Here is a 16,391-nt window from a genome sequence, read left to right on the forward strand (position 1 = left end):
GCGTTACATTGGCATTCACAATAGGCTTTTTTCTATTCACAGTTTTTCTGCTGGACCGGTCGTTTTTTCTAAAACTGTCCGGAACCATTGTGGCATCTGTGGCCGGAGGCCGCTCAACAGCTATTCTTGCGGGACTCGAGTTCAAATTACACCCCATCATGATCAGCACTCTCGTGTTCTCTGTTAATCTGGCCTGGCTTTGCATCATGCTCCCCCTTTTTGTTACCTTTTACCACCATCTGGTGGAGATTAAATATGTCGGCAAAATGCTGGAATCGACAAAAGAACGCGCGCAATCTCAAAAAACCAAAGTAGCCTTGTGGGGATCCTGGGCGCTGCCGTTTTTTATCTGGCTGCCGTTCCCGTTTACCGGTTCGTTTGCCGGCGCGGTGATTGGATTTTTGCTGGGCATCCCCATGACACGCCTTCTCATTATTGTCATCAGCTCCATGTTCGTGGGTATAGTATCGTGGACCTATGGATTTGATTATTTCTTTTTCCTGACCGGCACCACAGGAAAAATTATCACCTATGTGATCATTGCCGTATTTATCATCAGAACATTTATACAAAACAGTCATCACTTTAAAGAGCAGAAACCGGAAAAACCAGCCACACTAAAAGAACAAAAACCGAAAAAACCCGGCGCACTGAAAGAACAAAAACCGGATTCTCTATGAAAACTGTTATGATATTAACCATGCCGCGCAGCGGTTCTTCCCTGCTCGCCGGTATCCTCCACCGGCTCGGCATTCGAATGGGCGATAGCACCGATATGGAAATGGGAAAACATCTGAACAAACACGGATGCTATGAGGACCAGTGGTTTCAGTCCATCAGCTTGAATATATTATTCGAATCTCAACTGCTGCTGGATATCACCCGGCGGCTGAATATGGATGAAAAACGAATTGAAAAAGTGGTCAAAAAATACGAACCGGAAATCAAACAGTTCATTCAGCAGAACAATCAGGGTCTATGGGGATTCAAAGATCCGGCGCTGATCTATCATTTGCCTTATTACCATTCGTTGTTTGATAATCCTTATTATATTCACCTGAAACGCAACACCCGGGATACAGCAGGCTCTCTGTTCAAGACATTCAGATATTCCTATTGGCTTCCGGAAATGAAAGAAAAATTCCCGTTGTTCAAACCCGGAAATCGAATGCGAATTATACTGCGGTCGGCTAAATTACTGCTCACGCGTCAAAATGAATATAATGAACATGATATTTTTGAGCGGGTCATCGATAAAGGTCATCAGCGTATTCGTGAATTTATTAAAGACAAACCACATCTATCACTGCGAGTCGTCCGATCTGATCGAATCACCACGCCAACAAGTGGATAAAATCTGCAATTTTCTTGATCTGGATTCAGACTCTCCCCAATATTACAATGCCCTCAAATTTGTCGATCCGGATCTGATCAATTCCTACGAAACGCCGGAAAAATAATATTCTCCGCCGAATCAGGTAACACGTATCACTTCTTCGAGAGTGGTGATCCCGGCCAGAGCTTTGCGCAATCCGTCGTGTCGCATGCTGGTAAATCCGTGTTTCTGGGCCACCGTTTTGATCTCTCCGTAGGATTCATTATTGTGAATGACCGTGCTTAATACATCATCAACAACCAGGATTTCAAACAGAGGAACCCGATGCAGATACCCGGTGCCGAAACAATACTGACATCCCTTGCCGTGTTTGAATGCAAAATTTTCCCGCAGATGACTTAATCCGGCCTGGGTCAGAGTTTCCAGATCAGGCCGATATTCCTCCTGACAGTGAGGACATACTTTACGCACAAATCGCTGGGCAACGATACCGCGAATAACCAGCGCCATTTCCTCGGTTCTCACACCCAAATTGCGCAAACGGTACAAGGCGCGAATAGCATTGGCCGCCTGCAATGTTGTAAACGCACTCATACCCGTGAGTCCGGCTTCAATCAAGAGTTCCGCTTCTTCACTGTCGCGTGTTTCCCCGATCGCCAGTATATCCACATCCTGATGAAACAGAGCCCGGATCGCTTCTGTAGATGTGTTTTTGCGCAAATGGGACGAAGACGTCTGATTCAGTCCGGGAATTTCACACTCGATCGGGTTTTCAATGGTTGAAATATTCATCGAACGCATATTCAAGTCATCGAGAGCCGCGTACATGGTCGTTGTTTTTCCGCACCCTCCCGGTCCCACAAACAGGATCACGGCATTCGGAAAGGCGAGCAGCTGTCTGAATTGCTGATAATCGTGCAGATTTAGAGCCAATTCTTCAAGATTATAAATATGCAGATTTTTGGTCACAATTCGGATGGTGATTTTTTCACCGTAACTTGTCAGGATAGAATTGATTCGAGTCTGTATTTTCCGGCCGTTAACCGAAAAGATATTTTGTCCTTCCTGCAGACCGCGCTTGTCAAACGTTGCACTGCTGGCGCTTTGTTTGATCATGGTCGGCAATGTTTGGGTATATTTTTTCGGCAGCGTCACCACACGCTGCAGCACATCATCCAGACGGTATCTGACGTTTACATATCCGTCTTTTTTTGCCTCCAGATGGATATCACTGACATTGGTTTCAATCGCTGTCTGTAGCAGGCGGTCCAGTACTTTGTTGGCCGGTGGCAAGGTTCCGCTTGTTTCCGCATTGGCAGCCCACTGTTCACCCCGTTTTGCCACATCAAGCTTTTCAAAATCAATTTGCACCGGCGTGGATCGGGGCGATGTTTTGATGGATTCTTTGTACAACCGCTGAAAATCAGCGACCGTCATGACCACCGGTACAACTTTTTTATGGGCCTGACGCTCCAGCAGTTCGATCACACCCCGATAAGGCGGGTCCACGATGGCCACGGTCAATTCGTTATTCTCAAGTATAATGGGGATGGTTCTAAAGCGTTTCAAAAAATCTTCTTTGGACAACCCTTCCACATCAATGATATTCACACCATTGACTTCGGTTAATAATGGCACATCGAACGCCTCGGAAATAATTTCGGCCATTTTCTGCTGGTCAAGTTTCAGATAGCGGAGCAGAGTCTGGGTGATCCCATCGGAAGCAAGCGTTTCAGCAGCGATATCCTGAAATTTGGCAAGATCCTGTTTTTTTAAATAATTTCTGTTTAACAATTCCTGAATTAAAGTTCTGTCTTCTCGTTTCGCCATGCGAGCGTTCCTCAAAATTATTGAATAAAGGGCTAGGGGTAGCTGCAGCTATTTATTCTTCGTTGAAATATTCATCAATATCGCTTTGGTCCAGTTCGCTCTCTTTTCCGGCCTTGACCAGGATACTATCCTTGATCAACTTGTCAATCTCGGCTCTTTTGTATTGATAAATCATCGGGATCACCTCGTGCCCCTCGGCAGATTTCGGAACACGTTTCTGCTCAACCGGTCTCCCGCACCCGGAACAATAAACATCTCCGGGACGGATGACAGAAGAACAGTAGCACAATTCACCGACCGATTCGCCGCATTGTGTACAGAACGAGGCCCACTTTACATTCTCAGCGCCACAATGGTTGCATGTCATTTTTGACTCCGGTTTTTTATTTTTTCAAGAACATTCACAAGTTGTTCGCGGCTGAACGGTTTTTTCAAAAACCAGTCTGCCCCATATTCCTTTGCTTGCTGAATGTTCCGTTTTGTTACATAGGAACTCACAATAATTACGATAGCGTTCGGATTCATCTCTTTAATTTCTTTGAGCAAATCCAGACCGGATTTGTTCGGCATCACAATATCCAGGAATGTAACTGCCGGACGCAATTCAGTGAATTTCTGCAATCCCTCCTCCCCGTCATTGGCAAACTGAGTGCTGTATCCGGCGTTTTTAAAATAATTGCCGAGCAATTGACGGTTCATCTCCGAATCATCAATTACCAGCACCTGTCTCTTACTATCCTGCATATCATTCGAGTTTTCTTCATAAAAACCCATAATTCTGTCCTTTTCATTGTCCGTGATCAAAAGCAAACATTCTATGACAAATACTGCAAACTTTATACCTGAAGCAGAGGTTTGCTAAATATTTTTTTGTATCATTTTAATTCCAAAGCAGCCCCCTATACAGGTCGCTATTTCCGGTTCCGGGCTGACTTGATTTCTCATTCAGCCGGCTGCGTTTCATACCCGGCCGAATCGGTATCTCGGCCGTTATTCGGTTGCTGGTAAAGAAAAAGTAGTGGATTTTATAAAGATGTTTTAGTATTTTGAAGGTATTGAAAGCGGTTTACCCGAAGGTCAATCCGTCTTTTAAAGTTATTGGCACAATATTTGTTGATTTTTAACCAAAACTAATTATAGAAATTATGGATCTTTATTTGATTCAAGAGCAACCAAAAAGAGTAATAATCTATGCCGGATGATTTAACCCATGGTACACACGCTGCTGTGTTTTGCGACATTACTCTGCCCGCCTGTATCGTTACCCGCGATGGGCTTCTGAAAGACGCCAATCAAGCCTTTCGCAATATGCTCAATCTGAGACAGATTAAAGAAAACACTTTATTAAATTTGTTATCCGCTCTGGATCAAAAAGAATTAAAGCGCAGCCTGGCACAGACAAGCCATTTTTCACATTTCCCGTTTCACCTGGTCAATGACTCCCACTCTCTGCACACTCTGGGAGCCAGTTTTGCAAAACTCAAAGATTCTGAATTCCTGCTTTTGACCTTCTTTCCGGAAGACAACAGTGAATCCGATTCCCGCGAACTCAAAGAGCGATATCTGTCTTTGTATGAGCGGTCCTTGAATCTGGTTTATCTCCATGACTTGAACGGGCATTTTCTTGATGCCAATCCGGCTACTCTAAATTTGCTGGGATATAGCCGCGAGGAAATCCTGAATTTTGATTTTAGCACAATTTTGGCTGATAAAAACCAACTCTCCAAAGCAGAAAAACTGTTAACCGACATAAAAAACAGCGGTGTACAAAAAGATATATCCCGGTTTAAACTGCGGGGCAAAGACGGCTCTGTGATTTGGGTGGAAACTCAGGCCTCTCTCGTTTACAGGGACGGCAAGCCCTTTGCGATTCAGGGGATCGGACGCGATATTACCCAACAAAAGAAAGCCGAGTCGGATAAAGCGTATTATCTAACGGAGCTTGAAATCATCACCGATACGCTGCTCAATGCCAGCAAAATTGAAAGGATTGATGAATTATGCCGGCTCATCTGCAAAGCCGTGCACCAACTCAATCAGCCCAGCGTGATTATTGTCTCGATCTTTGATCCAAAAGTCCATGGGGTACGGATATGCTGCCTGTCAACTCCGCATGCACCGGCAGAGCATATTTACAATTTGCTCGGCGTGCATCCGGAAAGACCGGTGATCACCCAAAATATTTTAAGAGAAAATAAAGATATCTATGCCAGCGGTAAACTGGAACCCGTTTCAGGAGGACTGTATCAACTGCTTGGCGGCATCGCATCCGAATCGGCATGCAAAAAAACAGAAAAAGCATTTAATATCAAATCCATACATACCATCGGCCTTACATCCGACAATGACAGGATCAACGGCAGCATCTCACTGCTGCTCAAAGAAAAAAAACCGGTCCGCTACAAAAACGCCATCGAAAGTATTGCCAGTCATCTCACCATGATATTTGAACGTAAAATGATGCAGCAGCAGTTGATCATCCGCGAACAACGTTACCGCTCCTTGTTTGAAAACGCATCGATCGCACTTTTGGTGGTCGAAAAAGATTTTACGATTTCTTACGCCAATCAAAAATTTACTGATCTCACCGGCCATAGTGAACAGGAAACAATGACCGGGAAAAGGATTGATGACTTTATATTCGACAAAGATATTGCCTGGATGAAGGATTTGCTTACGCCTCTGCAGCAGGATTTGGCACACACACAGGGGCAACAGGAAATACAAATCAGGGATATAAACAACAAGCCGGTGCATACACTGATTTCAGTGGCCCGTGTAGAAGAAAACGACCAAACTATCATTTCCCTCCTGGATATTACCAATATCAAACAAGCAGAACAGGAAAGAAAGAAACTGGAAACCCAACTGCGACAATCACAAAAGCTGGAAACCATCGGTACTCTTGCAGGTGGAATTGCGCATGAATTCAACAATATTTTAACGCCCATTCTGGGTTATTCTGATATGATTATCGCGGATCTGTCGCCGGATCATCCCATATACCAGGACATGAAATTTATCGTGGATGCGGCAAATCGGGCAGGCGAGCTGGTGGATCAAATGCTGACGTTCAGCCGTCTATCCGAACACGAACCCAAGCCTCTCAAACCCGATCTGATGATCAAAGAGGCAGTCAAACTCATGCAGTCCTCCCTGCCCTCCAGCATACAGGTCAAACAAAATATCCATAATAATTGTGATAAAATATTGGCTGATCCCACGCAAATCCACCAGCTGGTGATAAATTTATGCACCAATGCATTCCAGGCCATGGAGGAACGTGGAGGCACGCTGTCGTTAAAACTGATTCAAATCCCTGTTTCTGAAATTCCCGGCTCCCTGCGCGCGGGATTATCAGCACTCGAGTATATTAAATTTACAGTGGCTGACACAGGCCGCGGTATGGATGCATCAACATTAAAGCGGCTGTTTGATCCGTTTTATTCCACCCGTGATTCAGCGACCAACCGCGGTCTCGGATTATCGGTTGTGCACGGTATTGTTGAAACAATGAACGGAATCATTGATGTGCAGAGCCAAAAAATGGTTGGAACGACATTTGATATCTATTTACCCGTTCTGCCGGCCGCCACTAACGCAACGCCGGCCAATCATCAACAATTGGGCGGTCATGAAACAATCATGATTATTGATGACGAAGAAGCAGTTATTTCACTGCTGGAAAGAATGCTGTCGCGGATGGGGTACCACGTGATCAAAAAAATGGACAGTCTGAATGCATTGGAGACTTTTTCGTCCCGGGCGGATTCTATTGATCTGGTAATCACGGATTTGACGATGCCGCATCTCTCGGGATTTGAATTATCACAAAAAATGAAAGCCATTCAACCATCCACTCCAATTTTACTCATGACCGGCTATATCGAAAAGGCAAACAAAATCGAACAGGATAACCTGTTCGACAAAGTAATCCGGAAACCTGTCATTGTCGGTGAACTGCTGGACCTGGTACGAAACACACTCGATCAATACTAAAGGGAGAATCGATAGGATGCATGTCCTGGTTGTAGAAGATGATGAAAATGTACGCTATATGGTAGAAAAAATTCTCGATATTGAAGGCCATAAAGTAACCACCGCGGAAAACGGCAAACAAGCATTGAACGCCATCTATAAAGATAAGACCCTCGAATTGATGATCACTGACATTGTCATGCCGGAAAAGGAGGGTATGGAAACCATTCAGGAAGCCAAAGAAAACCGCCCGGACTTGAAAATTATAGCCATCTCCGGTGGCGGCCGTATTATGGCCCAGGATTATCTCAACACCGCCAAAATTCTCGGTGCCGATTTAACCCTGAAAAAACCATTCAGGCGACAGGATATATTGGATGCAGTTGAAATGGTCATGAATTCTGATAACACCTGATCCCGATACTCTGTAAATCAGACGGCATCTATTCACACCCGCTTTCTTTTTATACAATAAAATGTGCGGTTGAACGTTTATAGAAATGAAAATAGCACATATTATGAAAGGAAAAGCCCATGAAATCGATTGCTCTTTTTCTGCTGCCCCTCTTATTCACCATCAGCTGTTCCGGCGTACGGGTTGCCGTCAATTATGACCAGGGGGTCGATTTCTCTGAGTATGCAACCTATACCTTTGCCGAACCCCGCCAGAACAAAGCCGGAACTCGGCATTTTATTACCAAAAGCATACTCTTGGAAATTGATCCGCTGCTAAAAGAAAAGGGATTGCAAAAATCAGATCCCAAACGCGCGGATCTGACTGTTCATTTCTATACGCTGGTTAAAAATCAACGGCAGTTCATATCCCCGTCCTATCGTGTCGACCGTTGGGGACGGGTCTGGCAGCGCAGACCCGGACATGTAAGGAAATACAAACAAGGCACCCTTGTGATCGATATCGTTGACCGCCGCAAAAAAGAACTCGTGTGGCAGGGTGTGGGCAGCGGGATTCTCAATCCAAATGATCCTCAGGAACATTTCCTGGATGCAGTCAGAGAGATTCTAAAGGATTTTCCGCCAGCTTGAGAAATACCAAATCAGAAAAAACACTGTTTAGACCGTTTTTTTAAATCACATCCCGGCATAATTCAAAGTCATGCCGGGATTTTGTGTTAGCAACTTGCCTTGTGGTCCGTGTTCCATCTTTTATCAAAGGGACTCGATCACAGTTTTTAATTTTTTCTGTATCTCTTCCGCCACATCGGCCAAACCCGGATTTTCGACCGCCTGCATCAAAGCCACCGGATCAATGGCCGCCACTTCTACCCTGCTGTTCTGCTCCTGGACGATCACATTGCACGGCAGCATGGTCCCGATCTTGTCCTCGGCCTGCAGCGCTTTGTGTGCAAACGGCGGATTGCAGGCGCCCAGAATCCGGTAATTGCGAAACTCTACATCCAGCTTCTTCTTCATGGTTTCTTTGACATCAATTTCTGTCAAAACACCGAAACCCTCCTTTTTCAGAGCCTCTTTCACATCATCCAGAGCCTCGTCAAATGATTTGTCTATTTGTGCTGAAAAATAATAATTCATTTTGACCTCCTTTGTTGTGTCCTTAGAATTAGGTGAATCAATCCGTGTAAAGATTCAGGTTAAATCCAGATTACCATAATCATTCCGATGTAATCCCGCATTTACCGAACAGCAAACAGCAGCATTCTTTTAAAATAGAACAATTTTTTAAACCCGATTCATTCAGATGCTTTTCCGCGATCGGTGTATTTGATAAAGATTCAATCGTATAATTGTAGAATATTCGACACTTTTTCTTTGTTAAAAATATCAAACAGCAATAAATACAACTCGCAAAAAAGTATGTCAAATAACTCTCAAAACCAAAGTTATCTTCTCCTGATCATCATACTGATCATAGTGATCACGCTGCTGCATTACCGGACCCCCACATCCAAGCTTGAATTTCATCTCGTGTACATGCAGGCGTATTTCATCCCCATTCTGCTGGCTGCGTTCCGCTTCGGCAAGCTCGGCGGGCTGGGCAGCGCGGTGATTGTGAGTCTCTTGTACCTGCCTCACATCATGCTGCACTGGGGCGGCGTGTCCGGTGATAACGTGATGCGTTTCAGTCAGGTCCTGCTGTTCAATGCTATTGGCTATCTGACCGGTCTAAAAAGCCAAGGAGAACAACGCCAGCGTACTATGGCCGAATCAGCCGCGCAAAAACTGGAACAATCCCTGCAGGATTTGGAACGGCGCAGCGAGGAACTGTTAGAAACCCAGCAGCAATTGCAGGCAGCCGACCGTCTGGCGACGATCGGAGAACTTACTGCCAGTTTGGCTCACGAAGTTCGAAATCCGCTCGGTTCCATACGCGGTGCGGTGGAAATTATTCGCAATGAGGTACCGGAAAAAGTCAGACAGCTCGAGTTCTTTGATATTCTTATTCAGGACACCAAACGACTGAATCAGGTGGTGGAAAATTATCTGAGTTTTGCCAAACCGCATTCTTCTGAATACGAAACCTTTGACCTGGTGGACATTCTCAACAATATCGGCATCATGATCGGCGCCCGGACGCGCAAACACAATATTTCATTACACATCGACACCGGGCACAACCCTGCTCCGCTGTTGGTTCACAGCGATGCCAATCTGGTTTGGCAGGCGGTAATGAATGTGACCCTCAACGCCGTGGACGCCTCACCTGAAGATGGCCGGGTCAGCCTGAAAGTCGAACCCGCTGATGCCGGAAGAATCAGGCTTTCGGTGACAGATCAGGGCCGCGGCATCCCGCAAATACACCTGCCGCAGGTGTTCGAGTCATTTTTTACGACAAAACCGGACGGATCAGGACTGGGGCTGGCCATTGTCAAACGCCTGGCTGATCAGAACAACTGGGAGATCCGGGTGAACAGCGAACCGGAACGCGGTACGGAATTTATCTTTTATTTCCCGGGCCCGGGATAAGGAGCTGATTTATGCGCGTATTATTAATCGATGACGACGTCAATTTGGGTAAAGTCGTAAGCTACCAGCTGCGCCAGAACGGCTACCAGGTGGATACCGCTACCAGCGGCGACGAAGGACTGAAGAAATTTGATCAATACGATTATGACCTGATTATTTCCGACTTGAAAATGCCGGATATGTCCGGGATCAAAGTACTGGAACACATCCGCAGGCAGGACAAAGATGTGGTGTTTATTATCATCACCGCCTATGGCAGTATCGAAAATGCAGTAAAAGCCTGCCAGCTGGGCGCCGATGATTACCTGACCAAACCGTTCGGCCAGGAACAACTGCTGTTCACCCTAAAAAAGGCGCTGAAATTCAAAACGCTGCAGACCGAAAACCTGAATCTGCGACATGAGCTCTCGGCTACCTATCAGCTCGACAACATGGTAGCGGACAGCAGCGCCATGCAGCAGGTCTTGACAATAACCCGGCGTGTGGCTGTTAGTGACGCCCCGGTGCTCATCCTGGGCGAAAGCGGCACCGGCAAGGAACTGATTGCCCGCGCCATCCACTATCACAGTCCGAGAAAAGACAATCCCCTCGTTACGGTCAACTGTCCGACGATCCCGGACAATCTGCTGGAAAGCGAACTGTTCGGACACGTCAAGGGTGCGTTCACCGGAGCGCTCCGGGACCGTAAAGGCAAATTTGAACAGGCGCACACCGGCACACTTTTCCTGGACGAGATCGGCGATCTTAATACCGAGCTGCAGGCCAAACTGCTGCGGGTGCTGCAGGAATATGAATTTGAACGCGTGGGCGGCAGCGAAAGCATTAAAGTCAATGTCCGAATGATTGCCGCCACCAACCGGGATTTGTATCAACAGGTCCAGGAAGGTCAATTCCGCGAGGACCTGTACTACCGTCTGAGTGTGGTGCCCATTACGATTCCGCCGCTGCGTGAACGACCCGAGGATATTCCCGCTCTGGTGAATAATTTTATCGCACGCTACAGCGGTGACCGCAACATGCACATCGACCCCGATCTCATATCCGCGTTGGAATCTCATGACTGGCCCGGGAACGTACGCGAGCTTGAAAATATGATTCGTCGTATGATTACATTGTCAGAGTCAGACCGACTGACTCTGAATGATCTGCCGCAAACCATAAAAACTCCCCCGGAACGCAAACAAATCATTCAGGTCCCGGAGCAGGGCATTCCTCTGGCCGAAGTAGAGCGCCGCGTCATCCGGCAAACCCTGGATAAAACCGGGGGCAACCAAACCCGCGCTGCACATATGCTGAATATTCCCCGGCATGTGCTCTTGTACCGTATGAAAAAACTGGGAATGCGGGAGTAATGTCCACAAACGTCTTAAGTGCAGGGATATATAGATATTTTCCAATCTCGTGAACGGCGCTCAACAGCCTTTACTGATCATTCTCTTGGCGATTTCCGAGCACTGGCCGTGGCACTGTATTGCGATTGCAGCCTCGAAAAATAATCTGCAGCCGCCTGGGGATCACCCCTGCGTTCAAGGGCGCTTCCGAGTGTATACAGAATATCCGCATGTTCCTCCGCACCAAACGCATCCGGGAACTGTTGCGCCAGACGGTCCAATGCTCTGTAATCCTCTATAGCAGTGTCCAGCCGATTGAACATCGACGGAAGCTGCAGACAGGTTTGTCCGCGGATATAGCGGCATTCAGCCATATTCGGCGCCGCTTCCACGGCCTTGTCCATTTTTCCCAGACCGGCTATCACGTAATATGCCTTTATGGGAGGAAACGAAGCGTAACGCGCTTTAATCACAGTCAAACAGCCCTGCCAGCACAAAGCAGCGGTATGCTCCGGGTGCAGCTGCAGTACAGTTTTAAATTGCGCTTTGGCCGGAGCAATTTTTGATTCGTCTCCATGCGAGGCCCACTTGAAAAATAATTTCCCAAGCGCAAGGTCGCAACAGAGAGAACACTGTATAATATTTTACAATAAAATGTAGAATATTCTACAAACAGATAATTTTGTCACTCCCGGCTCAAAGTACTTTATCTTTGTTTTTATTGAATATAAGAAAAGTATATTTTTTTGGTACGACATTTGTCTGTTAAAGAGCAAATAACAAAAGAGGTGAAATTGACAAAGTCGATATTTATCGTATTATTCATAATCGGATTGATCGGCAGCATCCTGTTTTTTCCTCTGCCGATTGATCAGCGGTCCACATGCATCGCGGATCATCATACCGCGTACGGGCGGCTGTCGGACAGCGATACATCGCCGCACAGTCCCGGTTCAGCGCCTATGCGCAACCGGCATCGGCTGCAGCGTTATCTGGACAGCTGGGCCTTCCTGTGGTGGACCAGTCTGCTGATTACCGGCATCAGCACCTGGAAATTGTTTAAACCGATATCAGATACAGAAAAGAAGCATCAATATTAAAATAAAGAGCTGCCATGCTATCAAAACTCATTCGATTTTTTCTTGAAAACAAACTGGTCACCTTTCTGGTCCTGATTATCATCATCGCCTGGGGGGTGGGCACGGCGCCGTTCAACTGGGACCTGGGATTTTTTCCGCGTGATCCGGTGCCGGTGGATGCCATCCCGGATATTGGTGAAAACCAGCAGATTGTCTATACCGAATGGCCGGGCCGTTCGCCGCAAGACATCGAGGATCAGATTTCCTATCCTCTGACCACATCGCTGCTGGGTATACCCGGCGTTAAAACCATCCGCAGCAATTCCATATTCGGGTTGTCCAGCATTTATATCATCTTTGAAGAAGACATTGAGTTTTACTGGAGCCGTACGCGCATCCTGGAAAAACTCAACTCTCTGCCCCCCGGCACTCTCCCTCAAGGCGTCAATCCCGCTCTGGGTCCGGATGCCACGGCTCTGGGACAGATTTACTGGTATACCCTGGAGGGCCACGACCGCAACGGTGATCCGGCCGGCGGCTGGGACCCGCACGAACTGCGCACCATTCAAGATTATCATGTACGCTACGCCCTGACATCAGCAAAAGGTGTGGCTGAAGTCGCATCCATCGGCGGATTTGTCAAGGAATACCAGGTGGATATTAATCCCGCAGCCATGCGCGCCCACGGCGTCAACGTATCACAGATTATGAATGCGGTCAAAGAGAGCAATCTGGATATCGGCGCCCGCACCATCGAGTTCAATCGTGCTGAATATTTAGTGCGGGCGTTGGGCTATATCAAAAATCGTCAGGACCTGGAACAGAGCGTTGTGGCAGTGCGTGATAATGTCCCAATCCGCATCCGCGATGTGGCCCAAGTGAATTTCGGTCCGGCAACCCGGCGCGGCGGACTCGACAAGGGCGGCGCCGAGGCCGTGGGCGGTGTGGTGGTGGCGCGCTACGGCGCCAACCCGCTGCAGGTCATCAACAATGTCAAGGAAAAGATCAACGAAATCTCGCCCGGCCTGCCAAGCAGGACCCTGGAGGATGGCACAAAATCGCAGGTATCCATTGTGCCGTTCTACGACCGCACCGGACTGATCAAGGAAACCCTGGGCACCCTGGAATCCGCTCTCAGTGAAGAGGTGATCATCAGCATTATCGTGGTCATTGTTCTGGTTCTGAATTTACGCGCATCGTTTATGATTTCCAGCCTGCTACCCATCGGGGTGCTGATGACCTTTATTTTCATGCGCCGCGTCGGTGTGGACGCCAATATCGTGGCTTTGTCCGGCATTGCCATTGCCATCGGGGTTATGGTGGACGTGGGGGTGGTGTTTACCGAGAACATTATCCGGCACCTGAACAAACCCGAAAACCGGGGCGCGCACGGCGCCAAACTGCTGACCGTTATTTATGACGCCACCATGGAAGTAGCCTCTGCAGTCATCACCGCCCTGTTCACCACGGTGGTCAGTTTTCTGCCGGTATTTGCCATGCAGGCGGCGGAGGGCAAACTGTTCAGGCCGCTGGCGTTCACCAAAACGTTTGCCATGATCTCTGCCTTGTTCATCGGCTTGATTATCATTCCGACTCTTGCCAATGTGCTGTTTTCCATACGCTTTGACAAACAACGCATCAAACGCGGATTCAGTTACGGGCTGATCGCAGTCGGTGTGCTGTTCATTTCGATCTTTCAGGCATGGCTGGCCCTGGTACTCATTCTGCTGGGCATCAACAATCTCATGCAATCGCACTGGCCGGAGGATAAACGCCATTATGTCAATCTGATCAATATCGCTCTTACTCTGTTGGTGGTGATCAGTTTTCTCACCCGCGAATGGATGCCGCTGGGTGCACAAAACAGCCTGTTCGTCAATCTACTCTTTGTGGTCGGACTCGTCGCCATTGTGCTGGCCACGCTTATGACAGTGGTGCGCTATTATCAGCCGATTCTGCAGTGGTGCCTCAGCCACAAACGCGCGTTTCTCAGTGTTCCTCTTTTCGTGGTATTGCTCGGTATCATCATCTGGCAGGGATTTGATAAATCATTTGGATTTATCCCGAATCTGTTAGAGAAAACCGGATACAATCTGCGCGACACGCGCGTCTGGGCCTCAATCTCCGGGACCTTTCCCGGTGTGGGAAAAGAATTCATGCCGGCACTGGACGAAGGATCGTTTCTGCTCATGCCCACAACCATGCCGCATTCGGGTATTCAGGAGAATCTGGAGGTCATCCGCATGCTGGACAAAAAAGTCAATGCCATTCCCGAGGTTGACAATGTTGTGGGTAAATGGGGGCGCGTCAATTCGGCTCTGGATCCGGCGCCGACCTCCATGTTCGAAAATGTGATCAATTACAAATCCGAATACATACTGGACGAAAACGGTCGGCGCCTGCGCTTTAAAACCGAGGACGGCGCGTTTGTCTTGAATGACGGCGGCACCTATAATCCAAATAACGATGAATTCCGGGTCATCAGCCGCGAAAAACTGATTCCGGATGAAGGAGGCGACTATTTCCGCCAGTGGCGCGATCATATCCGCACGCCGGATGACATCTGGGACGAAGTTGTCAACGCATCGCGGATTCCCGGACTCACCTCCGCGCCCAAGCTGCAGCCGATCCAGACGCGTCTGGTGATGCTGCAGACCGGTATGCGTGCGCCCCTGGGCGTCAAGGTGTTCGGTCCGGACCTCGAGTCCATTGAAAAAACCGGTTTTATGCTGGAGGAACACCTGAAAAACGTGACCGGTGTCAAACCGTCATCCGTGTTTGCCGACCGGGTAGTGGGCAAACCCTATCTTCAAATTAATATTGACCGTACTGCCATCGGTCGTTACGGGCTCACTATCCGGGATATGCAGATGCATATCAGCACAGCAATCGGCGGCATGCCCCTGACCACCACGGTAGAAGGCCGTGAACGCTTTCCGGTGCGCGCCCGCTATGCACGCGAGTTCCGTGACAGTCCCGGCGCGCTGAAAGACATTCTCATCCCCACTCCGGCCGGCGTACAGGTGCCGTTGGGTGAACTGGCGCGCATTGACTATGTGCGTGGACCACAAATGATCAAAAGCGAAGATACGTTTCTGGTCGGTTATGTGATATTTGACAAACAGGACGGTATAGCCGAAGTGGATGTAGTGGAAAACGCCCGGGCGTATTTGAATGCCAAAGTCCAATCCGGTGAAATTGAACTGTCGAACGGCGTCAATGTCCGGTTTGCGGGCAATTACCAGAACCAGGTGCGCGCCACCCAGCGCCTGATGCTGGTAATTCCGCTTTCGCTGGTTATAATTTTCCTGATTCTGTACTTTCAGTTCCGGTCCGTTACCTTTACATCCATGATCTTTACCGGTGTTCTGGTGGCGTTTTCCGGCGGATTCATCATGCTCTGGCTGTATGGTCAGGGTTGGTTTCTGGACCTGTCTCTGGGCGGTATGAATTTGCGGGAATTGTTTCAGGTGCATACCGTCAATCTGAGTGTAGCCGTCTGGGTGGGATTCATCGCCCTCTTCGGCGTAGCTACAGACGACGGCGTCCTTATCGGCACATATCTGAAACAGAGTTTTGCCAGAAACAAACCGGCGAATGTGCAGGCGGTGCGGGATTCAGTGATGCAGGCCGGTCTCATACGTGTGCGTCCGGCCATGATGACCACAGCCACCACCCTGCTCGCCCTGATCCCGGTACTGACTTCTACCGGTAAAGGCTCGGATATCATGGTCCCCATGGCGATCCCTCTGTTCGGCGGTATGGTGATTCAGGTGATGACTATTTTTGTGGTGCCGGTTCTCTATAGTGCGTGGCAGGAGAGGAAGGTTATAAGGTTCAAAAATTGAGGCATTTAAAAGATGGAAATTAAAGTAGCAAGTAAGAAGTAAATAG

General features: G+C 48.0%; 14 protein-coding genes. 9 read left to right on the forward strand and 5 right to left on the reverse strand.

Annotated elements, in window-relative coordinates; genetic code table 11:
* Positions 1-8: 8 nt before the first annotated feature.
* Positions 9-680, forward strand: a complete 672-nt coding sequence (locus U5R06_16585; GenBank protein MDZ7724368.1) for a small multi-drug export protein — start codon at positions 9-11, stop codon at positions 678-680.
* Positions 677-1,354, forward strand: a complete 678-nt coding sequence (locus U5R06_16590; GenBank protein ID MDZ7724369.1) for a sulfotransferase — start codon at positions 677-679, stop codon at positions 1,352-1,354. Before U5R06_16585 ends, U5R06_16590 begins: the two co-directional genes overlap by 4 nt.
* 120 nt (positions 1,355-1,474) lie before the next feature.
* Here the strand turns inward: U5R06_16590 and U5R06_16595 are convergent, their stop codons facing one another.
* Genes U5R06_16595 through U5R06_16605 form a run of 3 tightly spaced genes read right to left on the reverse strand, consistent with a single transcriptional unit; the run spans position 1,475 to position 3,940 of the window.
* Positions 1,475-3,166, reverse strand: coding sequence for a GspE/PulE family protein (locus U5R06_16595; protein MDZ7724370.1), 1,692 nt, complete (start codon positions 3,164-3,166; stop codon positions 1,475-1,477).
* Between the two features lie 52 nt (positions 3,167-3,218).
* Complete coding sequence (locus U5R06_16600; GenBank protein MDZ7724371.1) at positions 3,219-3,533, reverse strand: zinc-ribbon domain-containing protein; 315 nt, start codon at positions 3,531-3,533, stop codon at positions 3,219-3,221.
* Entirely contained in the window at positions 3,530-3,940 is a 411-nt protein-coding gene (locus tag U5R06_16605) for a response regulator (protein ID MDZ7724372.1), read from the reverse strand. Before U5R06_16605 ends, U5R06_16600 begins: the two co-directional genes overlap by 4 nt.
* Before the next feature lie 417 nt (positions 3,941-4,357).
* Here U5R06_16605 and U5R06_16610 point away from each other — a divergent pair, with 417 nt between their 5' ends.
* The 3 genes from U5R06_16610 (at position 4,358) to U5R06_16620 (ending at position 8,188) form a co-directional block, all read left to right on the forward strand.
* Positions 4,358-7,165, forward strand: a complete 2,808-nt coding sequence (locus U5R06_16610) for a PAS domain S-box protein (protein ID MDZ7724373.1) — start codon at positions 4,358-4,360, stop codon at positions 7,163-7,165.
* Between the two features lie 16 nt (positions 7,166-7,181).
* Positions 7,182-7,559, forward strand: coding sequence for a response regulator (locus U5R06_16615; GenBank protein MDZ7724374.1), 378 nt, complete (start codon positions 7,182-7,184; stop codon positions 7,557-7,559).
* A gap of 119 nt (positions 7,560-7,678) precedes the next feature.
* Positions 7,679-8,188, forward strand: a complete 510-nt coding sequence (locus U5R06_16620; protein ID MDZ7724375.1) for a DUF4136 domain-containing protein — start codon at positions 7,679-7,681, stop codon at positions 8,186-8,188.
* A 123-nt stretch (positions 8,189-8,311) separates the two neighbouring features.
* On the opposite strand, the gene U5R06_16625 is transcribed toward U5R06_16620, so the two are convergent.
* Positions 8,312-8,695, reverse strand: coding sequence for a DUF302 domain-containing protein (locus tag U5R06_16625; GenBank protein ID MDZ7724376.1), 384 nt, complete (start codon positions 8,693-8,695; stop codon positions 8,312-8,314).
* Positions 8,696-8,977: 282 nt separating this feature from the next.
* On the opposite strand from U5R06_16625, the gene U5R06_16630 reads away from it, so the two are divergent.
* Together U5R06_16630 and U5R06_16635 are read left to right on the forward strand one after the other, a co-directional pair.
* Entirely contained in the window at positions 8,978-10,087 is a 1,110-nt protein-coding gene (locus tag U5R06_16630) for an ATP-binding protein (GenBank protein ID MDZ7724377.1), read from the forward strand.
* 11 nt (positions 10,088-10,098) lie between these two features.
* Positions 10,099-11,439: a sigma-54 dependent transcriptional regulator gene (locus U5R06_16635; protein MDZ7724378.1), complete on the forward strand. Its 1,341-nt coding sequence runs from the start codon at positions 10,099-10,101 to the stop codon at positions 11,437-11,439.
* A 77-nt stretch (positions 11,440-11,516) separates the two neighbouring features.
* Here U5R06_16635 and U5R06_16640 read toward each other — a convergent pair whose 3' ends face one another.
* Complete coding sequence (locus tag U5R06_16640; protein ID MDZ7724379.1) at positions 11,517-11,891, reverse strand: hypothetical protein; 375 nt, start codon at positions 11,889-11,891, stop codon at positions 11,517-11,519.
* Between the two features lie 321 nt (positions 11,892-12,212).
* Between U5R06_16640 and U5R06_16645 the strand changes: the two genes are divergently transcribed.
* Both U5R06_16645 and U5R06_16650 read left to right on the forward strand, forming a co-directional pair.
* On the forward strand, positions 12,213-12,518 hold the full coding sequence (locus U5R06_16645) for a hypothetical protein (protein ID MDZ7724380.1): 306 nt from the start codon (positions 12,213-12,215) through the stop codon (positions 12,516-12,518).
* A gap of 14 nt (positions 12,519-12,532) precedes the next feature.
* Positions 12,533-16,345 (forward strand): efflux RND transporter permease subunit, encoded by a 3,813-nt coding sequence (locus U5R06_16650; GenBank protein ID MDZ7724381.1) that lies wholly within the window; start codon positions 12,533-12,535, stop codon positions 16,343-16,345.
* The last annotated feature ends 46 nt before the right edge of the window (positions 16,346-16,391 follow it).

Source organism: candidate division KSB1 bacterium (assembly GCA_034521575.1).
Lineage (GTDB): Bacteria > Zhuqueibacterota > Zhuqueibacteria > Residuimicrobiales > Krinioviventaceae > JAXHMJ01.